Origin of the sequence: Streptomyces sp. NPDC088817 (assembly GCF_044750345.1) — a bacterium.
GTDB lineage: Bacteria > Actinomycetota > Actinomycetes > Streptomycetales > Streptomycetaceae > Streptomyces.
Genome location: NZ_JBIVJN010000004.1, coordinates 350499 through 373810, shown reverse-complemented (window position 1 = coordinate 373810; position 23312 = coordinate 350499). Strand labels below are relative to the sequence as shown.

Here is a 23312-nt window from a genome sequence, read left to right as displayed (position 1 = left end):
GGCCTTTAACGACATGGGACTCGAAGAAAAGCTGCCGAGCGGCTTCCTGCTGACCACCGTCGAGCAGGCCGCGGGCTGGGTGCGCAAGGCGTCCGTCTTCCCGGCCACCTTCGGCCTCGCCTGCTGCGCGATCGAGATGATGACCACCGGCGCCGGACGCTACGACCTGGCGCGCTTCGGCATGGAGGTCTTCCGGGGTTCGCCGCGTCAGGCGGACCTGATGATCGTGGCCGGCCGGGTCAGCCAGAAGATGGCGCCGGTCCTCAGGCAGGTCTACGACCAGATGCCCAACCCCAAGTGGGTGATCTCGATGGGCGTGTGCGCCTCCTCGGGCGGCATGTTCAACAACTACGCGATCGTCCAGGGCGTCGACCACATCGTCCCGGTCGACATCTACCTCCCGGGCTGTCCGCCGCGGCCCGAGATGCTGATGGACGCGATCCTCAAGCTGCACCAGAAGATCCAGTCCTCCAAGCTCGGCGTGAACGCCGAGGAGGCCGCCCGCGAGGCGGAGGAGGCCGCGCTCAAGGCCCTGCCCACGATCGAGATGAAGGGGCTGCTGCGATGAGCGACGGAAACGGCAAGGACGTGAACGGGTCCGCGAACGGGGTGAACCCGGAGAAGGACCTGTCCGCCGACAACCTCCCCGGTCGGCGGGGCCAGGGTGGCGAGGAGATCCGCGTCCAGCGCGGCATGTTCGGTGCCAACAACGGCGGCGACACCTCCGGCTACGGCGGGCTCGTCCGCTCGGTCCGGCTCCCGGGTCCGGCGAGCCGTCCCTACGGCGGCCCCGGCGGAGCCTTCGACGAGATCGCCGACGAACTCGAGGGCGCCCTCGAGGAACAGGGGCTCCTGCCGGAGAACGCGATCGAGAAGACGGTCGTCGACCGCGGCGAACTGACCTTCCACATCGAGCGCGAGCACCTGGTGCGCGTCGCCCGCACCCTGCGCGACGACCCCGCCCTGCGCTTCGAGCTGTGCACCGGCGTCAGCGGCGTCCACTACCCGCAGGACAAGGGCCGCGAGCTGCACGCCGTGTACCACCTGCGCTCGATCACCCACAACCGGCTGGTCCGGCTGGAGGTCAGCGCCCCCGACGCCGACCCGCACATCCCGTCGCTTGTCCCCGTCTACCCGACCAACGACTGGCACGAGCGCGAGACCTACGACTTCTTCGGGATCGTCTTCGACGGCCACCCGGCCCTGACGCGGATCATGATGCCGGACGACTGGCAGGGCCATCCGCAGCGCAAGGACTATCCCCTCGGCGGCATCCCCGTCGAGTACAAGGGCGCCCAGATCCCGGCTCCGGACCAGCGGAGGTCGTACTCATGAGCACGCACACCCCGTCCTCGGCCTCCCCGCGCGAGACCACCGAGGGCACGGTATACACGGTCACCGGTGGCGACTGGGACGAGGTCGCCCGGTCCGCGGCCCGCGCCGACGACGAGCGCATCGTCGTCAACATGGGTCCCCAGCACCCCTCGACCCACGGCGTGCTCCGGCTGATCCTGGAGATCGACGGCGAGACGGTCACCGAGGCCCGCTGCGGCATCGGCTACCTGCACACCGGCATCGAGAAGAACATCGAGTACCGCACGTGGACGCAGGGCACCACCTTCGTCACGCGCATGGACTACCTGACGTCCTTCTTCAACGAGACCGCCTACTGCCTCGCCGTCGAGAAACTCCTCGGCATCGAGGACCAGATCACCGAACGCGCCAAGATCATCCGGGTGCTCCTGATGGAGCTGAACCGGCTCTCCTCCCACCTGGTGTGCATCGCCACCGGCGGCATGGAGCTGGGCGCCACCACGATCATGATCTACGGCTTCCGTGATCGTGAAATGATTCTCGACCTCTACGAGCTCATCACCGGCCTGCGGATGAACCACGCGTACATCCGGCCCGGCGGACTCGCCCAGGACCTGCCGCCCGGCGCGGTGGACCAGATCCGCGAGTTCGTGAAGAAGATGACGAAGAACCTCCCGGAGTACGACAAGCTCGCCACCGGGAACCCCATCTTCAAGGCCCGCATGCAGGACGTCGGCTACCTCGACCTGGCCGGCTGCATGGCCCTCGGCGCCACCGGCCCGATCCTGCGCTCCACCGGCCTGCCACACGACCTGCGCAAGGCCCAGCCCTACTGCGGCTACGAGACGTACGACTTCGACATCCCGACCGCCGACTCCTGCGACTCCTACGGCCGCTTCCTGATCCGCCTGGAGGAGATGCGCCAGTCGCTCAGGATCGTCGAGCAGTGCCTGGACCGGCTGGAGCCGGGCCCGGTCATGGTCGCCGACAAGAAGATCGCCTGGCCCGCCCAGCTCGCCCTGGGACCGGACGGACTCGGCAACTCCCTGGACCACATCAAGAAGATCATGGGCACCTCCATGGAGGCCCTGATCCACCACTTCAAGCTGGTCACCGAGGGCTTCCGCGTCCCGCCGGGACAGGCGTACGCGGCGGTCGAGTCGCCCAAGGGCGAACTCGGGGTGCACGTCGTCTCCGACGGAGGCACCCGCCCCTACCGGGTCCACTTCCGGGACCCGTCCTTCACCAACCTTCAGGCCATGGCGGCGATGTGCGAGGGCGGCCAGGTCGCCGACGTCATCGTCGCCGTCGCGTCCATCGACCCCGTGATGGGAGGCGTCGACCGGTGACCACCAGTTCTTCGGAGCAGGGCGTCAGCCTGGGCATGCCCGAACTGCCCGCGCCCGACTACCCGGACGACGTCCGCACCCGGCTCGAGCGGGACGCGCGCGAGATCATCGCCCGCTACCCGGACTCCCGGTCCGCCCTCCTGCCGCTGCTGCACCTGGTGCAGTCGGAGGAGGGGCACGTCACGCGCACCGGGATGCGGTTCTGCGCGGACGTGCTCGGCCTGACCACGGCCGAGGTCACCGCCGTCGCCACCTTCTACACCATGTACCGGCGCAAGCCGTCCGGCGACTACCAGGTGGGCGTCTGCACCAACACCCTGTGCGCCGTCATGGGCGGCGACGCCATCTTCGAGGCCCTCCAGGAGCACCTCGGCGTCGGCAACGGCGAGACCACCGACGACGGCAAGGTCACCCTGGAGCACATCGAGTGCAACGCGGCCTGCGACTACGCGCCGGTCGTGATGGTCAACTGGGAGTTCTTCGACAACCAGACCCCGGCGAGCATCAAGCGCCTCGTCGACGACCTGCGCGCCGGACGGCCGGTGACGCCCACGCGCGGCGCGCCCCTGTGCACGTTCAAGGAGACCGCCCGGATCCTGGCCGGCTTCCCCGACGAGCGCGAAGGGGCGACGGAGTCCGGCGGCAGCGCGGGACCCGCCTCGCTGGTCGGCCTCCGCCTGGCCAAGGGAGAGGCCGCACCCGCGCGCGTGGTCCACCCGCGCGACGGCGGACCGCAGGACGCCGGCCCGCACGACGCCGTGCACCAGCCGTCACCGACCGAGCACCTGAGCTCGCACGACGCGCCGCAGGACACATCGGCATCCGACCCGCCCGACCCGTCGCCCACCACCACCCGTGATGGAGGGGCTGCGCCCCGCACCTCTGATGCGGCGGGACCTGTCGGAGACGTCGGAGAGGAGGGGGAGGGATGACCTTGGCACCGGAGATCGACGAGAGCAGCCCGGAGAAGCTGCTCGTACCCGTGCTGTCCGCCTTCTGGGACGAGGACAGGTCCTGGACGATGGACGTGTACCGACGGCACGAGGGGTACGAAGGACTGCGCAAGGCGCTCGCCATGTCGCCGGACGACGTGATCGCGTACGTCAAGGACTCCGGTCTGCGCGGCCGCGGCGGCGCCGGATTCCCGACCGGGATGAAGTGGCAGTTCATTCCCCAGGGCGATGGCAAACCGCACTATCTTGTTGTCAACGCCGACGAATCGGAGCCCGGGACCTGCAAGGACATCCCGCTCCTCTTCGCGAACCCGCACAGCCTCATCGAGGGCATCGTCATCGCGTGCTACGCCATCAGGTCGTCGCATGCCTTCATCTATCTGCGGGGCGAAGTCGTCCCCGTACTGCGGCGGTTGCACGAGGCCGTGCGCGAGGCCTACGCGGCCGGCTACCTCGGCGAGAACATCCTGGGCAGCGGCCTCGACCTCGACCTCACCGTGCACGCCGGCGCCGGCGCGTACATCTGCGGCGAGGAGACCGCGCTGCTCGACTCGCTCGAAGGCCGCCGCGGCCAACCGCGGCTGCGTCCTCCCTTCCCTGCCGTCGCGGGCCTGTACGCGTGCCCCACTGTGGTGAACAACGTCGAGTCCATCGCGTCGGTTCCCGCGATCCTGAACAACGGCAAGGACTGGTTCAGGTCGATGGGCAGCGAGAAGTCCCCGGGCTTCACGCTCTACTCGCTCAGCGGCCATGTCGCGAGCCCCGGCCAGTACGAGGCCCCGCTCGGCATCACACTGCGTCAGCTGCTCGACATGAGCGGCGGAATGCGCCCCGGGCACCGGCTGAAGTTCTGGACGCCGGGCGGCTCCTCGACGCCGATGTTCACCGACGAGCACCTCGACGTCCCGCTCGACTACGAGGGGGTGGGCGCCGCGGGCTCGATGCTCGGCACCAAGGCCCTCCAGTGCTTCGACGAGACCACCTGCGTGGTGCGGGCCGTGACCCGGTGGACCGAGTTCTACGCCCACGAGTCCTGCGGCAAGTGCACACCGTGCCGCGAGGGAACGTACTGGCTGGTGCAGTTGATGCGGGACATCGAGGCCGGCAAGGGCGCGATGTCCGACCTCGACAAGCTGAACGACATCGCCGACAACATCAACGGCAAGTCCTTCTGCGCCCTCGGTGACGGCGCCGCCTCCCCGATCTTCTCCTCCCTGAAGTACTTCCGCGAGGAGTACGAGCAGCACATCACGGGCCGGGGCTGCCCCTTCGACCCGGCCAAGTCCACGGCCTGGGCCGATCGCACGGAGGTGAACCCGTGACCGTGACCACGAACGTTCCCGCGGGCGGGGGAGAGGCGGCGGTCCCGCCGGAAGACCTCGTGACGCTGACGATCGACGGGGCCGAGATCAGCGTGCCCAAGGGCACCCTGGTCATCCGGGCCGCCGAACAGCTCGGCATCGAGATCCCCCGGTTCTGCGACCACCCCCTGCTCGACCCGGCCGGCGCCTGCCGCCAGTGCATCGTCGAGGTCGAGGGCCAGCGCAAGCCGATGGCGTCCTGCACGATCACCTGCACGGACGGCATGGTCGTCAAGACCCAGCTCACCTCGCCGGTCGCCGAGAAGGCCCAGCACGGCGTGATGGAGCTGCTGCTCATCAACCACCCGCTGGACTGCCCGGTCTGCGACAAGGGCGGCGAGTGCCCGCTGCAGAACCAGGCCATGTCGCACGGCAACGCCGAATCCCGCTTCGAAGGGAAGAAGCGGACCTACGAGAAGCCCGTGCCGATCTCCACGCAGGTGCTGCTCGACCGCGAGCGGTGCGTGCTGTGCGCCCGCTGCACCCGGTTCTCCAACCAGGTCGCCGGCGACCCGATGATCGAGCTGATCGAGCGGGGCGCGCTCCAGCAGGTCGGCACCGGTGAGGGCGACCCCTTCGAGTCGTACTTCTCCGGCAACACCATCCAGATCTGCCCGGTCGGGGCGCTCACCTCGGCGGCGTACCGCTTCCGCTCCCGCCCCTTCGACCTGGTCTCCTCGCCGTCGGTGTGCGAGCACTGCTCGGGCGGCTGCGCCACCCGCACCGACCACCGGCGCGGCAAGGTCATGCGGCGGCTCGCCGCCGACGACCCCGAGGTCAACGAGGAGTGGATCTGCGACAAGGGGCGCTTCGCGTTCCGCTACGCGCAGCAGAAGGACCGGCTCACCACACCCCTGGTGCGCAACCCCGAGGGCGAACTGGTGCCGGCGTCCTGGACGGAGGCGCTGGAGATCGCCGCCCAGGGCCTGCTCGCCTCGCGCGGGCGGACCGGTGTCCTCACCGGCGGCCGGCTCACCGTCGAGGACGCCTACGCCTACAGCAAGTTCGCGCGCGTGGCGCTGGACACCAACGACATCGACTTCCGCGCGCGCGTGCACAGCGGTGAGGAGGCCGACTTCCTCGCCGCCCGGGTCGCCGGACGCGGCCGCGACCTCGACGGCAGCGGTGTCACGTACACCGCGCTGGAGAAGGCGCCCGCCGTGCTGCTCGTCGGGTTCGAGTCCGAGGAGGAGGCGCCCGGCGTCTTCCTCCGGCTGCGCAAGGCCTGGCGCAAGCACGGACAGAAGGTGTTCGCGCTGGCCACGCACGCCACGCGGGGCCTGGAGAAGGCGGGCGGCACGCTGCTGCCCGCCGCGCCCGGCACCGAGAACGAGTGGCTGGACGCGCTGGCGGGCGGTGTCGGACTCCACGACGACGGCACCCGGGCCGCCGAGGCCCTGCGGGGCGAGGGCTCGGTCATCGTCGTGGGCGAGCGGCTCGCGGCGGTCGCCGGCGGCCTGACCGCCGCCGTGCGGGCCTCCGCCGCGACCGGCGCCCGGCTCGTGTGGATCCCGCGCCGGGCCGGCGAGCGCGGCGCGGTCGAGGCCGGCGCGCTGCCGTCGCTGCTGCCGGGCGGGCGCCCGGCCACCGACCCGCGCGCGCGGGAGGAGGTCGCCGCGCTCTGGGGCGTCGCCGAACTCCCCCAGCGCTACGGACGCGACACCGGGCAGATCGTCGAGGCCGCGGCCTCGGGCCGGCTCCAGGCCCTGCTCGTCGCCGGAGTGGAGGTCGCCGACCTGCCCGATCCGGCACGCGCGCGTGAGGCCCTGTCCGAGGCGGGATTCGTGGTGTCGCTCGAACTGCGGCCCGGCGAGGTCACCGAACACGCGGACGTGGTCCTGCCCGTCGCCGCCGTCGCCGAGAAGGCCGGCACCTTCCTCAACTGGGAGGGCAGGGTCCGCCTCTTCGAGGCCGCGCTCAAGCCGGAGCAGATGACCCGCACCCTGTCGCCCACCGACGCGCGCGTGCTGCAGATGCTGGCCGACGCCATGGACGTCCACCTGGGCCTGCCGGACCTGCGGACCGTGCGCGCGGAGCTGGACCGGTTGGGTGCCTGGGCCGGACCGTACGCCGCGGACCCGGTGCACGGCGCGGACACGGCGCCGCGCCCGGCCGCCGGGGAGGCCCTGCTCGCGGGGCACCGGCTGCTGCTCGACCAGGGTGTCCTCCAGGAGGGCGACGACGCGCTCGCCGGGACCCGGCACGCCGCACGCGCACGCGTGTCGGCCGCCACGGCCGCCGAGGCGGGCGTCGCGGACTCCGCCGTGCTCGCCGTGACCGGTCCCGCCGGGACGGTCGAACTCCCGCTGGAGATCACCGAGATGCCCGACCGGGTGGTGTGGCTCCCGCTGAACTCCGTCGGCGGGGGCGTCGCCTCCGACACGGGGGCGCTGCCCGGCTCCCTCGTCCGCATCGGCCCGGCGACGTCCTCGACCGAGGCCCCCAAGGAGGTGGAGGCATGAGCCCGTACCTCGCCGCTGAGAACCTGTCGATGTTCGGCACCGATCCCTGGTGGCTGGTCGTCGTCAAGGCGGTGTTCTGCTTCGCCTTCCTGATGGTGACGGTGCTGTTCTCCATCGTCTGGGAGCGCAAGGTCGTCGCCTGGATGCAGCTGCGCATCGGCCCCAACCGGCACGGGCCCTGGGGCATGCTCCAGTCGCTCGCCGACGGCATCAAGCTGATGCTCAAGGAAGACGTCGTCGTCAAGCGCGCGGACAAGGTGGTCTACGTCCTCGCGCCGATCGTCGCCGCCATCCCGGCCTTCATGGCGATCGCCGTGATCCCGTTCGGACCGGCGAACAACGAGGTCTCGATCTTCGGTCACCGCACCGCGATGCAGCTGACCGACCTGCCGATCGCGATGCTCTACATCCTCGCGGTCGCCTCCGTCGGCATCTACGGCATCGTGCTGGCGGGCTGGAGCTCCGGATCGACCTATCCGCTCCTGGGCGGCCTGCGGTCCTGCGCGCAGATGATCTCCTACGAGATCGCCATGGGCGCCGCGTTCGCCTCGGTCTTCCTGTACTCGGGCTCGATGTCCACGTCGACGATCGTCGAGCAGCAGCACGACCGCTGGTACATCCTGCTGCTGCCGGTCTCGTTCGTCCTCTACATCGTCACGATGGTCGGGGAGACCAACCGCGCGCCGTTCGACATGCCGGAGTCCGAGGGCGACCTGGTCGGCGGCTTCAACACCGAGTACTCGTCGATCAAGTTCGCGATGTTCATGCTCGCCGAGTACGTGAACATGGTGACGGTCTCCGCGGTGTCGACCACGCTCTTCCTGGGCGGCTGGCGGGCCCCGTGGCCGATCAGCACCTTCTGGGAGGGCGCCAACCACGGCTGGTGGCCGCTGCTCTGGTTCGTGATCAAGGTCCAGTTGCTGCTGTTCTTCTTCATCTGGCTGCGCGGCACGCTCCCGCGGGTCCGCTACGACCAGCTGATGAAGCTCGGCTGGAAGGTCCTCATCCCGGTCTCCGTGGTCTGGCTGATGCTCGTGGCGACCGTCAGGGTCCTGCGCAACGAGAACTACGGCTTCGCCGACATCGCCCTCTACGTCGCCGGTGCGGTGCTGACGGTGCTGGTCCTGTCCTTCGTCGTCGACATGTTCCGCGAGCGCACCAAGGCCGAGGAGAAGCCCGAGGCCGGGCCGGCCGCCTTCGACGCGATGGCCGGCGGATTCCCCGTACCGCCGCTGCCGGGGCAGGAGCTGCCGCCGGTGCCGCGGCGCCGCTCGCACCGCGAGCGGGAGTTGATTGTCAGTGGCGGGTCGGACACTGCCAGTGACGGACCTCTGGATGGAAAGGAGGCGTCCGATGGCTGAGGAGCCCAAGGAGACCAAACCCGGTTTCCTGAACCCCGTGGCCGGCTTCGGCGTGACCTTCAAGGCCATGTTCAAGAAGCGGCTGACCGAGCAGTACCCGGAGCAGCAGAAGACCACGGCTCCGCGCTTCCACGGACGGCACCAGCTCAACCGCCATCCGGACGGCCTGGAGAAGTGCGTCGGCTGCGAGCTGTGCGCCTGGGCCTGCCCCGCGGACGCCATCTACGTGGAGGGCGCCGACAACACCGACGAGGAGCGCTACTCGCCGGGCGAGCGGTACGGGCGCGTGTACCAGATCAACTACGCCCGCTGCATCCTGTGCGGCCTGTGCATCGAGGCGTGCCCCACGCGCGCGCTGACGATGACCAACGAGTTCGAGCTGGCCGACTCCAGCCGCGCCAACCTCATCTACACCAAGGAGCAGCTGCTCGCCGGTCTCGAAGAGGGCATGGTCGACACCCCGCACGCCATCTACCCGGGCACGGACGAGCAGGACTACTACCGGGGCCTGGTGACGGAGGCCGCGCCGGGCACGGTGCGTCAGGTCGCCGTCTCCAAGGGCGAAGAGGGGCAGACGGCGGGCTCTTCGGGCGCGGCGGAGGAACAGGGGGCTGACGCATGAGCGCGCAGCTCGCCGCCTACTCCACCTCCACCGGAGAGGCCTTCCAGTTCTGGGTGCTCGGCACCGTCGCGGTGATCGGCGCCCTGTGCACCGTCTTCATGAAGAGGGCCGTGCACAGCGCGCTGTGCCTGGCCGCCACCATGATCGTCCTGGCGGTCTTCTACCTCACCAACGGCGCCTACTTCCTGGGCATCGTGCAGATCGTCGTCTACACCGGCGCGATCATGATGCTGTTCCTGTTCGTGGTGATGCTCGTCGGCGTGACCGCGGCGGACTCCCTGAAGGAGACCATCAAGGGCCAGCGCTGGCTGGCCCTGGTGTGCGGGCTCGGCTTCGGCGTCCTGCTGATCGCGGGCATCGCCAACGCCTCCCTGAAGGAGTTCAACGGCACCGGCAAGGCCAACGCGGGCGGCAACGTGGAGGGCCTGGCCTCCCTCCTGTTCACCCGCTACGTCTTCGCCTTCGAGCTCACCGGCGCGCTGCTGATCACGGCCACGGTCGGCGCCATGGTGCTCACCCACCGGGAGCGCACCGAGCGGGCCAGGACCCAGCGCGAGCTGGCCGAGCAGCGCGTGCGCGAGGGACGGCACGTACCGCCGCTGCCGGCGCCCGGCGTGTACGCCCGGCACAACGCCGTGGACATCGCCGGACTGCTGCCCGACGGCACCCCGTCCGAGCTCACCGTCAGCAAGACGCTGCGCGAGCGCGGACAGATCCGCGACGTCTCGGCCGAGGCGCTCAACGACCTCAAGGCCCTGGAGCAGCGCGCCGCGGAACGCCTGGAGCGCACCGCGATCGAGCCGACGGCCTTCAAGCGGCCCGAGGAGGCGTCGAAGTGAATCCCGTGAACTACCTCTACCTCGCCGCCCTGCTGTTCACGATCGGCGCCACCGGTGTGCTGATCCGGCGCAACGCCATCGTGGTCTTCATGTGCATCGAGTTGATGCTGAACGCCTGCAACCTCGCGCTCGTCACCTTCTCCCGGATGCACGGCAACCTCGACGGCCAGATCATCGCGTTCTTCACGATGGTCGTCGCCGCAGCGGAGGTCGTGGTCGGGCTCGCGATCATCGTGTCGGTGTTCCGTTCCCGCCACTCGGCCTCGGTCGACGACGCCAGCCTGATGAAGCTGTAAGGGGTCGGAGTAATCGTGGAGAACCTGATTGCGCTGCTGATCGCGGCGCCCCTGCTCGGAGCGGCCGTCCTCCTGGTCGGCGGCCGTCGGCTCGACGCCGTCGGCCACTGGCTCGGCACCCTGCTCGCGGCCGTGTCCTTCGTGGTCGGCCTGGTCCTCTTCGCCGACCTGCTCGGCCGGAGCGCCGACAACCGGTCCCTGACCCAGCACCTGTTCAGCTGGATCCCGGTGGCCGGCTTCCAGGCGGACGTGACCTTCCGGCTCGACCAGCTGTCGATGACGTTCGTCCTGCTGATCACCGGCGTCGGCTCGCTGATCCACCTGTACTCGGTCGCGTACATGGAGCACGACGAGCGGCGCCGCCGCTTCTTCGGCTACCTCAACCTGTTCCTCGCGGCGATGCTGCTGCTCGTCCTCGCCGACAACTACCTGCTGCTGTACGTCGGCTGGGAGGGCGTCGGTCTCGCCTCCTACCTGCTGATCGGCTTCTGGCAGCACAAGCCCAGCGCGGCGACGGCGGCGAAGAAGGCATTCCTGGTCAACCGGGTCGGCGACATGGGCCTGTCCATCGCGATCATGCTGATGTTCGCGACGTTCGGCACCTTCGCCTTCGGGCCGGTGTTCAGCCACGTCGGCGACACCTCCGAGGGCAAGCTCACCGCCATCGCGCTGATGCTGCTCCTCGCCGCCTGCGGCAAGTCCGCCCAGGTGCCGCTGCAGTCCTGGCTCGGGGACGCGATGGAGGGCCCGACCCCGGTCTCGGCCCTCATCCACGCGGCGACGATGGTGACGGCGGGCGTCTACCTCATCGTCCGCTCCGCCGCGATCTTCAACGCGGCGCCGAACGCGCAGCTCGTGGTCACCGTCGTCGGCGCGGTCACGCTGCTGTTCGGTGCGATCGTCGGTTGCGCGAAGGACGACATCAAGAAGGCGCTGGCCGGCTCGACCATGTCGCAGATCGGCTACATGGTCCTGGCCGCGGGCCTCGGCCCCATCGGCTACGTCTTCGCGATCATGCACCTGGTGACGCACGGCTTCTTCAAGGCCGGGCTGTTCCTCGGCGCCGGTTCGGTCATGCACGGCATGAACGACGAGGTGGACATGCGCAAGTACGGCGGCCTGCGCGCGTACATGCCGGTCACCTTCGTCACCTTCGGCCTCGGCTACCTCGCCATCATCGGCTTCCCGGGTCTGTCCGGCTTCTTCTCCAAGGACAAGATCATCGAGGCGGCCTTCGCCAAGGGCGGCACCGAGGGCTGGATCCTCGGCGGCGCGGCCCTGCTGGGCGCGGCCATCACGGCGTTCTACATGACCCGCGTGATGCTGATGACGTTCTTCGGCGAGAAGCGCTGGCAGCCCGACGCCGACGGCAACGAGCCGCACCCGCACGAGTCGCCGAAGGCCATGACGATCCCGATGATCGTGCTGGCCGTCGGGTCGGTCCTGGGCGGCGCGTTCTTCAGCATCGGCGACCGCTTCCTGCACTGGCTGGAGCCGGTCACCGGGCACAGCGAGGGCAACTCTCCGCTCAGCGCGTGGACGGTCACCGGCGCGACGATGGTGTGCCTGGTCGTCGGCGTGGCCATCGCCTGGGCCCAGTACGGCCGCAGGCCGGTCCCGGTCGTCGCCCCGCGCGGGTCGCTGCTCACCCGGGCCGCCCGGCGGGACCTGCTCCAGGACGACTTCAACCACGTCGTCCTGGTCCGCGGCGGCGAGCACCTCACACGGTCCCTGGTCTACGTCGACCACACCCTGGTCGACGGAGTCGTCAACGGCACGGCGGCCTCGGTCGGCGGCCTGTCCGGGAGGATGCGCCGCCTCCAGAACGGCTTCGCGCGCTCCTACGCGGTCTCGATGTTCGGCGGTGCGGCACTCCTGGTCGCCGCGACCCTGCTGATGAGGGCGGTCTGATACCGATGTCCTTTCCTCTGCTGACAGCGACGGCGGTGCTCCCGGCCCTCGGGGCCGTCGCCACGGCGGCCGTGCCGGCCGCCCGGCGCACCGCCGCGAAATGGCTCGCGCTGGCCGCCTCGCTGGCCACGCTCGCGCTGGCCGCCACCGTCCTGGTCCGCTTCGACCCGGGCGGCGCCCGTTACCAGCTCACCGAGTCCCACTCCTGGATCGCGTCGTTCGGCGTCAGGTACGAACTGGGCGTGGACGGCATCGGGGTGGCGCTGATCGGGCTGACCGCCCTGCTCATCCCGTTCGTGATCCTGGCCGGCTGGCACGACGCCGATCCTCTGGAGACCGGAAGCCGCCGCTGGCGGCCGACCCAGGGCTTCTTCGCGCTGATCCTGGCCGTCGAGGCGATGGTGATCATCTCCTTCGAGGCCACCGACGTCTTCCTCTTCTACATCTTCTTCGAAGCCATGCTGATCCCGATGTACTTCCTCATCGGCGGCTTCGGAGACCGTGCCCACGAGCACGGGGAGGAGACGGCGTCGACCCAGCGGTCGTACGCGGCGGTGAAGTTCCTCCTCTACAACCTCACCGGCGGTCTGATCATGCTGGCCGCGGTGATCGGGCTGTACGCGGTCGCCGGGAGCTTCTCGCTCTCCGAGATCGCGCAGGCGCGCGCCGGCGGCTCGCTGCACATGGCGACGAGCACCGAGCGGTGGCTGTTCCTCGGCTTCTTCTTCGCCTTCGCGGTGAAGGCACCGCTGTGGCCGCTTCACACCTGGCTGCCCAACGCGATGCAGGAGTCCACCGCGCCGGTCGCCGTCCTCATCACCGCGGTCGTCGACAAGGTGGGCACCTTCGCGATGCTCCGCTTCTGCCTCCAGCTCTTCCCGGAGGCGAGCAAGTGGGCCACGCCGGCCATCCTCGTCCTCGCCCTGATCAGCATCATCTACGGGGCGCTGCTCGCGGTGGGCCAGCGGGACATCAAGCGCCTGATCGCGTACGCGTCGATCTCGCACTTCGGCTTCATCATCATGGGCATCTTCGCGATGACCAGCCAGGGCCAGTCCGGGGCGACGCTCTACATGGTCAACCACGGCCTGTCGACGGCCGTGCTGATGCTGATCGCCGGATTCCTCATCTCCCGGCGCGGCTCCCGGCTCATCTCCGACTACGGCGGTGTGCAGAAGGTCGCCCCGGTGCTCGCCGGCACGTTCCTGATCGGTGGCCTCGCCACCCTGTCCCTGCCGGGACTCGCGCCCTTCGTGAGTGAGTTCCTCGTCCTGGTCGGCACGTTCACGCGCTACCCGGCGATCGGCATCGTCGCCACTCTCGGCATCGTGCTCGCCGCGCTGTACACGCTCGTCCTGTACCAGCGGACGATGACCGGTCCCGTGAAGCCGGAGGTCTCGGCGATGCCGGACCTGCGGGTGCGGGAACTGGTGGTCGTGGCCCCGCTGGTGGTGCTGCTGATCTTCCTGGGCGTCTATCCGAAGCCCGTCACGGACATCGTCAACCCGGCGGTCAAGCAGACCATGTCCGACGTACACAAGACCGACCCGAAGCCCGCAGTGGAGGCGGCCAAGTGAGCGGAGCAGCCGTCCACAGCCTGTGGACAACCGCGGCCGACCCGATCTCGAAGATCGAGGCGCCGAAGATCGAATACGGGCAGTTGTCGCCCACCCTGATCGTCGTGGGCGCGGCGATCGTCGGAATGCTCGTCGAGGCGTTCGTCCCGCGCAAGTCGCGCTACTACGCGCAGGTGTTCGTCTCCGTCGTCGCGCTGGCCGCCGCGTTCGCCGCGGTCGTCGCGCTCGCGTCGGACGGGTACGGCACCACCAAGGCGCACATCGCGGCCATGGGGGCCATCTCCGTCGACGGACCCTCGCTCTTCCTCCAGGGCACGATCCTGCTGGCGAGCCTGGTCTCCCTGTTCACCTTCGCCGAACGGCGGCTGGATCCGGAGGCGCACGGCAACCGCGTCGACTCGTTCGCCGCGCAGGCGGCGGCCGTGCCGGGCGGCGAGAGCGAGAAGGCCGCGGTCAAGGCCGGTTTCACCACCACCGAGGTCTTCCCGCTGCTGCTCTTCGCGGTCGCCGGCATGCTGGTGTTCCCCTCGGCCAACGACCTGCTGACCCTGTTCGTGGCCCTGGAGGTCTTCTCCCTGCCGCTGTACCTCCTGTGCGCGCTGGCCCGCCGCAAGCGGCTCATGTCGCAGGAGGCCGCGGTCAAGTACTTCCTGCTGGGCGCCTTCGCCTCCGCGTTCACCCTGTTCGGCATCGCGCTGCTGTACGGGTACGCGGGCTCGGTGTCCTACGCCGGCATCGCGCAGGTCGTCGAGGGCAACGTGCCGAACATCGACCCGGCGCTCGCCAACACCATGGGCAACGACGTGCTGCTGCTCATCGGCGCCGCGATGGTCGTGATGGGTCTGCTGTTCAAGGTGGGCGCGGTCCCGTTCCACATGTGGACGCCGGACGTCTACCAGGGCGCTCCGACCCCGGTCACCGGGTTCATGGCGGCGGCGACCAAGGTGGCGGCCTTCGGCGCGCTGCTGCGGCTGCTGTACGTCGTCCTGCCGGGGATGCGCTGGGACTGGCGGCCGGTCATGTGGGGCGTCGCGATCATCACCATGCTGGGCGGTGCGATCGTCGCGATCACGCAGACCGACATCAAGCGACTGCTCGCGTACTCGTCGATCGCCCACGCGGGCTTCATCCTCGCCGGTGTCATCGCGACCTCGAAGGACGGCGTCTCGTCCGTCCTGTTCTACCTGGCCGCCTACTCCTTCGTGACGATCGGCGCGTTCGCCGTGGTCACGCTGGTGCGCGACGCGGGCGGCGAGGCGACCCACCTGTCCAAGTGGGCGGGACTCGGCCGGCGTTCCCCGCTGGTGGCGGCCGTGTTCGCGGTGTTCCTGCTGGCCTTCGCGGGCATTCCGCTGACCTCCGGCTTCGCCGGGAAGTTCGCGGTGTTCAAGGCGGCGGCCGAGGGCGGCGCGGTGCCGCTGGTCGTGATCGGTGTGATCTCGTCGGCGATCGCGGCCTTCTTCTACATCCGCGTCATCGTGCTGATGTTCTTCAGCGACCCGCACCCGGAGGGCCCGACGGTGGCGGTCCCGTCTCCGCTCACGATGACCGCGATCGGCGTGGGTGTGGCGGTCACGGTGGTCCTGGGCGTGGCCCCCCAGTACTTCCTGGACCTGGCGAACCAGGCGGGAGTCTTCGCCCGCTGAGGCGGCTCCGGAACGCGGTGGCCCGGCCCCCTGGTGGGGGCCGGGCCACCGCGTTCCGCTGCGTGCGGACCTACCGGCCCCCGCCGTGGCGCGTCCTGATCCTTGTGAGGTCCAGGTCCACGGAGAACGGGGTGTCCACCTTCATCCGCTCCCTGAAGATGCCCACGCCGGTGTAGGCGCCGGTCGTCGGTTCCAGCTCGAAGGCATGCACAGCGGCGCGGCCGTTCTCGTTCTCGACCCGCCAGTAGTAAGGGATCTTGGCCCGCGCGTACTTCAGCGGCTTGGTCTCGCGGTCCCGGGAGACGGAGTCCTCCGAGACGACCTCCACTGCCAGGATCACGGCCTCGGCCGGGAACCTCGTCTGCGCCGGGACCTCGTCCACCACGTCTCCTCGCACGACGACCACCTCGGGCTCGGGCCTGTTCTGACGGTCGATGTCGATGGTGAACTCACAAAAGACCTCGTAGACCTCCGGTGCCAGCGACTGCAAGTGCCACTTGAAGAAGTCGACAGCACGCTCGTGGAAGGAGGTTTGCGGGCTCACGAAGACAAGGCTCCCGTCGATCAGTTCCGTATGCGGAGGCAGATTCGGGAGGCGGTCCAGGTCGTCGGCGGTCCAGCCGCCTTCCGGCGGGGTCGGCCAGGTGGGCTTGGAGGCCTTCGGTGCGACGCTCATCAGTGCTCCCATGGGACGGAGTCTCGCGGGTGCTTTCAGGCTATCGGCCCGAAAGGGACGAGTCTCCTGCTACGTGTGAACGACTGCCGTGTCGTTGACCTGGTCCGTCCGGGGGAACCTGTGGACAACTCCGGGACTGTCGGTTCGGGGCCCTATCGTGGAGGCAGTGGTTGAAGGACGGTGTGCGGGGGGCGGAGCGATGGGTGGGACGGGTGGTGTCACGGAGGTGTCGGTGACGGAGAGCGAGGCGCTGGCGACGCTGCGCCGGGTCTTCGGGTACGAGGACTTCCGGGGTGAGCAGGAAGCGGTCGTCGAGCATGTGGTGGCGGGTGGTGACGCCGTCGTGCTCATGCCCACCGGTGGTGGCAAGTCGCTGTGCTACCAGCTTCCGTCCCTGGTCAGACCCGGTACGGGTGTCGTGGTGTCGCCGCTCATCGCGCTGATGCAGGACCAGGTGGACGCACTGCGGGCGCTGGGCGTGCGCGCCGGGTTCATGAACTCCACGCTGGACTTCGACGAGCGCCGGGTGGTCGAGGCGGAGTTCCTGGCAGGCGAGCTCGACCTGCTCTACCTGGCCCCGGAGCGGCTGCGCCTGGACGCCACGCTCGATCTGCTCTCCCGCGGCAAGATCTCCGTCTTCGCCATCGACGAGGCGCACTGCGTGTCCCAGTGGGGCCACGACTTCCGCCCCGACTACCTGGCGCTGTCCCTGCTGGGCGAGCGCTGGCCCGACGTGCCGAGGATCGCGCTCACCGCCACGGCCACCCACGCCACGCACCAGGAGATCACCCAGCGGCTGAACATGCCGCGGGCCCGGCACTTCGTGGCCAGCTTCGACCGGCCCAACATCCAGTACCGGATCGTGCCCAAGGCCGACGCCAAGAAGCAGCTGCTGGCCTTCCTGCGCCAGGAGCACCCGGGCGACGCGGGCATCGTGTACTGCCTGTCGCGCAACTCGGTGGAGAAGACGGCCGAGTTCCTCACCCGCAACGGCGTCGAGGCGGTGCCGTACCACGCGGGCCTCGACGCGGGCACCCGCGCGGCGCACCAGTCCCGCTTCCTGCGGGAGGACGGCCTGGTCGTGGTCGCCACCATCGCCTTCGGCATGGGCATCGACAAGCCCGACGTCCGGTTCGTCGCCCATCTGGACCTGCCCAAGTCCGTGGAGGGCTACTACCAGGAGACGGGCCGCGCGGGCCGGGACGGCCTGCCGTCGACGGCCTGGATGGCCTACGGGCTGAACGACGTCGTACAGCAGCGCAAGCTCATCCAGTCCGGTGAGGGCGACGAGGCGTTCCGCCGTCGCGCGCAGTCCCACCTGGACGCGATGCTCGCCCTGTGCGAGACGGCCCGGTGCCGCCGTGGGCAGCTCCTCGCCTACTTCGGTCAGGAGCCGGGCCAGTCCGGCTGCGGCAACTGCGACAGCTGCCTGACCCCGCCCGAGACCTGGGACGGCACGGTCGCGGCCCAGAAGGTGCTGTCGACGGTGGTCCGGCTGAAGCGGGAGCGGGGGCAGAAGTTCGGCGCGGGCCAGATCATCGACATCCTGCTCGGCAAGCGCACCGGCAAGGTGATCCAGTTCGACCACGACCAACTGTCCGTGTTCGGCATCGGCGACGACCTCTCCGAAGGCGAATGGCGCGGTGTCATAAGGCAGTTGCTGGCGCAGGGACTGCTCGCGGTCGAGGGCGAGTACGGCACGCTGGTGCTGACCGACGCCAGCGCGTCGGTGCTGCGCGGCGAGCGGGAGGTGCCGCTGCGCAAGGAGCCGAAGAAGCCGGCCGCCGCCTCGCGGGGTACGGGCGCCCGGGACGACCGCAAGCCCAGGGCGGCGGCGGCCGAGCTGCCCGATGAGCTGCTGCCCGCCTTCGAGGCCCTGCGCGCCTGGCGCGCCGAACAGGCCCGCGAGCAGGGTGTCCCGGCGTACGTCATCTTCCACGACGCCACCCTCCGGGAGATCGTCGCGCTGCGGCCGACGTCCGTGGCACAGCTCGGCACGGTCGGCGGCGTCGGCGAGAAGAAACTGGCGACGTACGGCGAGGGCGTGCTCGCCGTACTGGAGTCGCTGGCCGGACCGTCCGGCGACTCGGCGGCCGGGACGGGGACGGCCGGCTCAGGAACAGCCGGCTCAGGAACGGCCGGCACGGGCGAGCCGGATCCGTGGGAGGACCTGACCGAGCCGGAATCGGACGACTGGGTGTAGCCGCCGGGAGCCCGCCGCGCCGGTCACGGCGACGGGTCCGCCGCTCAGCCCAGTGCCGTCAGGCCCGGGGCGAACGTGATCAGGAGCGGGAGCAGGGGCACCAGGGCCGCCACCGCCGTGGTCAGCGCCCGGCGCCTGCGGTCCAGCCGCGGCGGGGGCTCCAGCAGGCGGTCCACCCGCTCGCTCAGCAGCCGGTTGCTGGACGCGCAGGACAGCACCCCGCGGTGCTGGTTGAGCTCGATCAGGGCGAGGGCCGTGGTGAGGTGGCCGTGGCGGCGGGAGGCCGTGTCGTCGGCGGCCAGTTCGACCAGGCGGTGGTTCTGCTCGCAGAAGTGCGTGAACAGCGGGATGTGCGGGAAGCCGGCCTCCAGCGCGGCCGACAGATGCAGCAGCCAGTCGTGGTGGGCGCGGGCGTGGCCCCGCTCATGGGCGAGGACGGCGTCGAGCTGGTGGCCGGTGAGCCGGTGCAGGGCGCCGGTGGTGACGACGAGCTGGGGAGGGTGACCGGGCATCCACCAGGCGTCGGGGTACTCGTCCTCCAGCACCAGCAGCGGTCCGCGGGCCGCCGGGAGGCCCGCGGGCAGTTCGGGGGCGCGCTCGCGCAGGTGCGCGCGGGCCAGGCCGCGCCGACGGCGGGCCTCGACGAACTCGCGGGCGAGCATCGCGGTGGTCCAGGCGGCGCCGCCCGCCAGCAGCAGGGTGAGACCGGCCGCCCAGACCGGTGCCACCGACAGGTCGTAGGCGGCCGTCACGGCCGGCGGCGCGGGGGCGAAGACCTGGTCGTGAACGGTGCCGAAGACGGCCGCGGTGCCCAGCACCAGCCCCGCGAGGCAGCACAGCAGGACGGTGGCGACCAGGCACTGCCACACCCACAGCGCGACGACGGGCTCCCGTTCGGGCCACCCCGCCCGGGCCAGCACGCGGGGGACCGGCACGGCGAGCGTCAGGGCGACGGCGCTCAGCAGGAGCAGGCAGGCGGTCATGCCTCGGACTCCGGATCCTCGTGGGAGGTGGGCGGGTGCGGGGTCGTGCGGTGAAGCGTGCTGTGCGGCCGGCCGGCGCGCCGGGCGCGCACGGCCTGCCGCCAGTATGACGGCCGCGGGACCGGGAGTCAGGGGTCCACGACCATCAAATCCCCGCGGGGCAAGGACCGCAGGGCCTTGGTTCAGCCCGACACGACCCGGCCCGTCACCTCTCCGAGCCCCACCCGTGCGCCGTCCGCGCCCGGCGCCCAGGCCGAGAGCGTCACCACGTCGCCGTCCTCCAGGAACGCCCGCTTGCCGTCCGGGAGTTCCAGCGGCTCGCGGCCGTTCCAGGTCAGTTCGAGGAGCGAGCCGCGTTCGCGCTCGGACGGTCCGCTCACCGTGCCCGAGCCGTACAGGTCGCCCGTGCGCAGGGAGGCGCCGTTGACCGTCATGTGGGCGAGCTGCTGCGCGGCCGTCCAGTACATGGTGGAGAAGGGCGGCTCGGACACCACGTGGCCGTTGATCGCGACGGAGATCCGCAGGTCGTAACCGCCGGGCTCCTCGGCGGAGTCGTCGAGGTAGGGCAGCAGCGGGTGCGTCCGCCGCGGCGGGGCGACCCGTGCCTCCTCCAGCGCGTCCAGCGGAGTGATCCACGCCGACACCGACGTGGCGAAGGACTTGCCGAGGAACGGCCCGAGCGGGACGTACTCCCAGGCCTGGATGTCGCGCGCCGACCAGTCGTTCAGCAGGCACAGCCCGAAGACGTGCTCGCGGAAGTCGCCGAGCGCGACCGGCTGCCCCATCCGCGAGGGCGCGCCCACCACGAAGCCGACCTCCGCCTCGATGTCCAGCCGGACCGAGGGGCCGAACACCGGCGCGGGGTCCGTGGGCGCCTTCCGCTGGCCCGACGGGCGCACCACGTCCGTGCCGGAGACCACCACTGTGCCGGAGCGGCCGTGGTAACCGATGGGCAGGTGCTTCCAGTTGGGGGTCAGCGAGTCCTCGGCGTCCGGGCGGAAGATCTGCCCCACGTTCCGGGCGTGGTTCTCCGAGGCGTAGAAGTCGACGTAGTCCGCCACCTCGAAGGGGAGGTGCAGGGTCACCGAGGACAGCGGGTGCAGGAAGGGCGCGACGGTCTCCTGGTGCGCCGGCACCGTGACCCACGACGTCAGCGCGCGCCGCACGTCGGACCACGCGGTGCGGCCCGCGGCCAGCAGCGGGTCGAGGCTCGGCCGCGCGAGCAGGTCGGCGTAGGGCGAACCGAGCGCCCGCGCCGCCGCCCCCGCGTCGAGCACGTGGTCGCCGAGCCGGACGCCCACGGTCCTCTCCGGCGACCCGGCGCGGGAGAAGACGCCGTAGGGAAGGTTGTGCGGACCGAAGGGGTCGCCCTCGGGGACCTCGAAGGGGGGCATGGGGTGCTGCCTTCCTTTCCGAAATGCCATGTGGTCGGGCCACACGTTACGGGGGCATCCCATGTCTTGGGCAGTGTCTAAAGAGTTTGCAATGTCCGAATTGGCCTTGTGGGAGGGGGCAATTCCGGCTTAGCGTCCTCTGGGGACGCGGACGGGGTGGGTCCGCTCAATGGGGGACACGTGGGGGGACCCGTGGCCAGGAATGCCGTCAGTGTGCCTTTCCGGGCCGACCGCGAGGTGCCGGGCCTGATCGTGAAGTTCGGCGACTACCCGCTGCACCACGGCGGGGTGGGCGCGATCCGCAGCCTGGGCCGTCTGGGCGTGCCCATGTACGCGATCACTGAGGACGCCTACACACCGGCGGCCTCCTCCCGTTATCTCAAACGCGCGTTCGTCTGGCCGACCAGGGGCACGGAGAGCGCCGACCGTCTGGTGGAGGGTCTGCTGCGGATCGGCCGCCGCATCGGCCGGCCCGCCGTCCTGGTGCCCACCGACGAGGAGGCCGCGGTCCTGATCGCCGAGCACCAGGAGGTGCTCCAGGGCCCCTTTCTCTTCCCGCCCGTCGCCCCCGGCCTGCCGCGCCGCCTGGCCAGCAAGCAGGGCCTGCACGAACTGTGCGTGGAGCACGGCATCCCGAGCCCCGGGGCCGCCTTCCCGCAGTCGTACGAGGACGTCGTGGCGTTCGCCGAGAAGACCCGCTTCCCGGTGGTGGCCAAGAACCGCGAGGCGTTCGTGCGGCGCAGCAGCCCCGCGGTGAACGGCACGACGAGGATCAACAGCCGCGAGGGCCTGCTGGCCCTGGCCCGCGACTGGGGCGAGCGGCCAGGCGTGATCCTCCAGGAGTACCTGCCGCGGGAGGAGGCCGAGGACTGGATCGTGCACGCCTACTTCGACCGGAGCTCGAACCCGCTCGCGATGTTCACCGGCGTCAAGGTCCGCTCCTGGCCGCCGCACGCGGGCATGACGGCGAACGCGTACGTCGTCGACAACCCGGAACTCGCCGACCTCGCCGCCCGGTTCATCAAGCAGATCGGCTTCACCGGCATCGTCGACCTCGACCTGCGTTTCGACCGGCGCGACGGGCAGTACAAGCTCCTCGACTTCAATCCGCGCATGGGCGCGCAGTTCCGGCTCTTCGAGAGCGGCTCGGGCGTGGACGTCGTCCGCGCCATGCACCTCGACCTGACCGGGCGCCCCGTCCCGGAGGGCGAGCAGCGCACCGGACACCGGTATGTCGTGGAGAACATCGACCTGCCCGCCCTCCTCGCCTACCGCCGCAGCGGCTACACCACACCGCACGCGCCGGCGAGGGCGAGCGGCACGGAGCTGGCCTGGCTCGCGGGGGACGATCCGCTGCCGTTCGTGACGATGCTCGCGCGCTTCGTGCGGCCGGGCGCCCGGCACCTCTATCAGCTGTGGCGGACCAACCGGCGCGGCGGCACGACCGGTTGAGGAGGAACCGGTCCGAACGAGAAGCACGCTCCGGTCGAGTCGGCGGGCCGGGGCATCCGTATTCTCTGATCATGGCCGCCCTCGCATACACCCTCATCGCCACCGACCTGGACGGAACGCTGCTGCGCGGCGACGACACCGTGTCCGAACGGTCCCTCACCGCGCTCGCGAAGGCGGCGGCCGCCGGTGCCCGGCACCTCGTGGTGACCGGACGGCCGGCGCCGAGAGTAAGGGAACTGCTCGGCGTCCTCGGCACCACGGGACTCGCGGTGTGCGGTCAGGGCGCACAGCTCTACGACGCCGGCGGCGACCGTCTGCTGTGGTCGGTCACCCTGGACCGGGAGCTGGCCGAGACCGCGCTCGGCAAGATCGAGGCCGAGGTGGGGGAGGTGTACGCCGCGGTCGACCAGGACGGGGCCGACGGGGTCACGCTCATCGAGCCGGGGTACCGCATGCCGCACCCGTCGCTGCCGGCCGTACGGGTCGAACGGCGCGACGACCTGTGGCACGCGCCCATCAGCAAGGTGCTGCTGCGTCACCCGGTGCTGTCCGACGACGAGCTGGCGGCGGCGGCCCGCGGTGTGGTGGGGTCCCTCGCCACGGTCACCATGTCGGGACCCGGGACCGTGGAGCTCCAGCCGTGCGGCATCACCAAGGCGACCGGACTGGCACTCGCCGCCGAACACCTGGGCCTCGGCCGTGAGCACGCCCTCGCCTTCGGCGACATGCCCAACGACATCCCGATGTTCCAGTGGGCCGCCCGGGGGGTCGCCATGGCCAACGCCCACCCCGAGCTGAAGGCGGTGGCCGACGAGGTCACGACGTCGAACGAGGACGACGGCATCGCCGTCGTCCTCGAACGACTGTTTGTCTAGTGCCGGGGCACCGGCCGGTGTGGGCCCGCCGCGGTCCG

At 70.4% G+C, this 23312-nt stretch carries 19 protein-coding genes; 16 read left to right on the top strand and 3 right to left on the bottom strand.

Features of this window, described 5'->3' with window-relative positions; genetic code table 11:
* The first annotated feature begins 13 nt into the window (after positions 1-13).
* The 13 genes from ACIP4X_RS10260 to nuoN are packed head-to-tail and all read left to right on the top strand — an operon-like array spanning position 14 to position 15691.
* Positions 14-568 carry an NADH-quinone oxidoreductase subunit B family protein gene (locus ACIP4X_RS10260; RefSeq protein WP_007383964.1) on the top strand — a complete coding sequence of 185 codons (555 nt, stop codon included), beginning with the start codon at positions 14-16 and terminating at the stop codon, positions 566-568.
* Positions 565-1335 carry an NADH-quinone oxidoreductase subunit C gene (locus ACIP4X_RS10255; protein WP_358737434.1) on the top strand — a complete coding sequence of 257 codons (771 nt, stop codon included), beginning with the start codon at positions 565-567 and terminating at the stop codon, positions 1333-1335. Before ACIP4X_RS10260 ends, ACIP4X_RS10255 begins: the two co-directional genes overlap by 4 nt.
* Positions 1332-2663 (top strand): NADH-quinone oxidoreductase subunit D, encoded by a 1332-nt coding sequence (locus tag ACIP4X_RS10250; RefSeq protein WP_358737436.1) that lies wholly within the window; start codon positions 1332-1334, stop codon positions 2661-2663. Before ACIP4X_RS10255 ends, ACIP4X_RS10250 begins: the two co-directional genes overlap by 4 nt.
* Complete coding sequence (nuoE, locus tag ACIP4X_RS10245) at positions 2660-3595, top strand: NADH-quinone oxidoreductase subunit NuoE (RefSeq protein ID WP_358737437.1); 936 nt, start codon at positions 2660-2662, stop codon at positions 3593-3595. The genes ACIP4X_RS10250 and nuoE overlap by 4 nt, the downstream gene beginning before the upstream one ends.
* A complete protein-coding gene (gene nuoF / locus ACIP4X_RS10240) occupies positions 3592-4938 on the top strand; it encodes an NADH-quinone oxidoreductase subunit NuoF (protein WP_358737439.1) in 1347 nt (448 codons plus the stop codon). The genes nuoE and nuoF overlap by 4 nt, the downstream gene beginning before the upstream one ends.
* Positions 4935-7439 (top strand): NADH-quinone oxidoreductase subunit G, encoded by a 2505-nt coding sequence (locus ACIP4X_RS10235; RefSeq protein WP_391455920.1) that lies wholly within the window; start codon positions 4935-4937, stop codon positions 7437-7439. The genes nuoF and ACIP4X_RS10235 overlap by 4 nt, the downstream gene beginning before the upstream one ends.
* Complete coding sequence (gene nuoH / locus ACIP4X_RS10230) at positions 7436-8800, top strand: NADH-quinone oxidoreductase subunit NuoH (protein ID WP_358737443.1); 1365 nt, start codon at positions 7436-7438, stop codon at positions 8798-8800. The genes ACIP4X_RS10235 and nuoH overlap by 4 nt, the downstream gene beginning before the upstream one ends.
* Positions 8793-9422: an NADH-quinone oxidoreductase subunit NuoI gene (gene nuoI / locus ACIP4X_RS10225; RefSeq protein ID WP_391455922.1), complete on the top strand. Its 630-nt coding sequence runs from the start codon at positions 8793-8795 to the stop codon at positions 9420-9422. The genes nuoH and nuoI overlap by 8 nt, the downstream gene beginning before the upstream one ends.
* Positions 9419-10261 carry an NADH-quinone oxidoreductase subunit J gene (locus ACIP4X_RS10220; protein WP_358737447.1) on the top strand — a complete coding sequence of 281 codons (843 nt, stop codon included), beginning with the start codon at positions 9419-9421 and terminating at the stop codon, positions 10259-10261. Before nuoI ends, ACIP4X_RS10220 begins: the two co-directional genes overlap by 4 nt.
* Entirely contained in the window at positions 10258-10557 is a 300-nt protein-coding gene (gene nuoK / locus ACIP4X_RS10215) for an NADH-quinone oxidoreductase subunit NuoK (RefSeq protein ID WP_100569676.1), read from the top strand. Before ACIP4X_RS10220 ends, nuoK begins: the two co-directional genes overlap by 4 nt.
* A gap of 15 nt (positions 10558-10572) precedes the next feature.
* Positions 10573-12468 (top strand): NADH-quinone oxidoreductase subunit L, encoded by a 1896-nt coding sequence (nuoL, locus tag ACIP4X_RS10210; RefSeq protein WP_391455925.1) that lies wholly within the window; start codon positions 10573-10575, stop codon positions 12466-12468.
* 5 nt (positions 12469-12473) lie between these two features.
* The gene (locus ACIP4X_RS10205) at positions 12474-14045 is read left to right on the top strand and encodes an NADH-quinone oxidoreductase subunit M (RefSeq protein WP_358737451.1); all 1572 of its coding nucleotides are present in this window, start codon (positions 12474-12476) and stop codon (positions 14043-14045) included.
* The gene (nuoN, locus tag ACIP4X_RS10200) at positions 14042-15691 is read left to right on the top strand and encodes an NADH-quinone oxidoreductase subunit NuoN (RefSeq protein ID WP_358737452.1); all 1650 of its coding nucleotides are present in this window, start codon (positions 14042-14044) and stop codon (positions 15689-15691) included. The genes ACIP4X_RS10205 and nuoN overlap by 4 nt, the downstream gene beginning before the upstream one ends.
* 70 nt (positions 15692-15761) lie before the next feature.
* On the opposite strand, the gene ACIP4X_RS10195 is transcribed toward nuoN, so the two are convergent.
* On the bottom strand, positions 15762-16367 hold the full coding sequence (locus ACIP4X_RS10195; protein ID WP_391455929.1) for a Uma2 family endonuclease: 606 nt from the start codon (positions 16365-16367) through the stop codon (positions 15762-15764).
* A 199-nt stretch (positions 16368-16566) separates the two neighbouring features.
* Here ACIP4X_RS10195 and recQ point away from each other — a divergent pair, with 199 nt between their 5' ends.
* Positions 16567-18570 carry a DNA helicase RecQ gene (gene recQ, locus ACIP4X_RS10190; protein WP_358737456.1) on the top strand — a complete coding sequence of 668 codons (2004 nt, stop codon included), beginning with the start codon at positions 16567-16569 and terminating at the stop codon, positions 18568-18570.
* Between the two features lie 44 nt (positions 18571-18614).
* On the opposite strand, the gene ACIP4X_RS10185 is transcribed toward recQ, so the two are convergent.
* Positions 18615-19553, bottom strand: a complete 939-nt coding sequence (locus ACIP4X_RS10185) for a M56 family metallopeptidase (RefSeq protein ID WP_358737458.1) — start codon at positions 19551-19553, stop codon at positions 18615-18617.
* Positions 19554-19735: 182 nt separating this feature from the next.
* The gene (gene fahA, locus ACIP4X_RS10180) at positions 19736-20947 is read right to left on the bottom strand and encodes a fumarylacetoacetase (protein ID WP_358737459.1); all 1212 of its coding nucleotides are present in this window, start codon (positions 20945-20947) and stop codon (positions 19736-19738) included.
* Positions 20948-21160: 213 nt separating this feature from the next.
* Between fahA and ACIP4X_RS10175 the strand changes: the two genes are divergently transcribed.
* Together ACIP4X_RS10175 and ACIP4X_RS10170 are read left to right on the top strand one after the other, a co-directional pair.
* On the top strand, positions 21161-22399 hold the full coding sequence (locus tag ACIP4X_RS10175) for an ATP-grasp domain-containing protein (RefSeq protein ID WP_358737461.1): 1239 nt from the start codon (positions 21161-21163) through the stop codon (positions 22397-22399).
* A gap of 71 nt (positions 22400-22470) precedes the next feature.
* A complete protein-coding gene (locus tag ACIP4X_RS10170; RefSeq protein ID WP_358737463.1) occupies positions 22471-23274 on the top strand; it encodes an HAD family hydrolase in 804 nt (267 codons plus the stop codon).
* The last annotated feature ends 38 nt before the right edge of the window (positions 23275-23312 follow it).

What these genes read in the sequence shown, in the direction of transcription:
- ACIP4X_RS10260 (WP_007383964.1), top strand. Translation starts at nt 14, where the DNA reads ATGGGACTCGAAGAAAAGCTGCCGAGCGGCTTCCTGCTGACCACCGTC.
- ACIP4X_RS10255 (WP_358737434.1), top strand. Translation starts at nt 565, where the DNA reads ATGAGCGACGGAAACGGCAAGGACGTGAACGGGTCCGCGAACGGGGTG.
- ACIP4X_RS10250 (WP_358737436.1), top strand. Translation starts at nt 1,332, where the DNA reads ATGAGCACGCACACCCCGTCCTCGGCCTCCCCGCGCGAGACCACCGAG.
- nuoF (WP_358737439.1), top strand. Translation starts at nt 3,592, where the DNA reads ATGACCTTGGCACCGGAGATCGACGAGAGCAGCCCGGAGAAGCTGCTC.
- nuoH (WP_358737443.1), top strand. Translation starts at nt 7,436, where the DNA reads ATGAGCCCGTACCTCGCCGCTGAGAACCTGTCGATGTTCGGCACCGAT.
- nuoI (WP_391455922.1), top strand. Translation starts at nt 8,793, where the DNA reads ATGGCTGAGGAGCCCAAGGAGACCAAACCCGGTTTCCTGAACCCCGTG.
- ACIP4X_RS10220 (WP_358737447.1), top strand. Translation starts at nt 9,419, where the DNA reads ATGAGCGCGCAGCTCGCCGCCTACTCCACCTCCACCGGAGAGGCCTTC.
- ACIP4X_RS10205 (WP_358737451.1), top strand. Translation starts at nt 12,474, where the DNA reads ATGTCCTTTCCTCTGCTGACAGCGACGGCGGTGCTCCCGGCCCTCGGG.
- ACIP4X_RS10195 (WP_391455929.1), bottom strand. Translation starts at nt 16,367, where the DNA reads ATGAGCGTCGCACCGAAGGCCTCCAAGCCCACCTGGCCGACCCCGCCG.
- recQ (WP_358737456.1), top strand. Translation starts at nt 16,567, where the DNA reads ATGGGTGGGACGGGTGGTGTCACGGAGGTGTCGGTGACGGAGAGCGAG.
- ACIP4X_RS10185 (WP_358737458.1), bottom strand. Translation starts at nt 19,553, where the DNA reads ATGACCGCCTGCCTGCTCCTGCTGAGCGCCGTCGCCCTGACGCTCGCC.
- fahA (WP_358737459.1), bottom strand. Translation starts at nt 20,947, where the DNA reads ATGCCCCCCTTCGAGGTCCCCGAGGGCGACCCCTTCGGTCCGCACAAC.
- ACIP4X_RS10170 (WP_358737463.1), top strand. Translation starts at nt 22,471, where the DNA reads ATGGCCGCCCTCGCATACACCCTCATCGCCACCGACCTGGACGGAACG.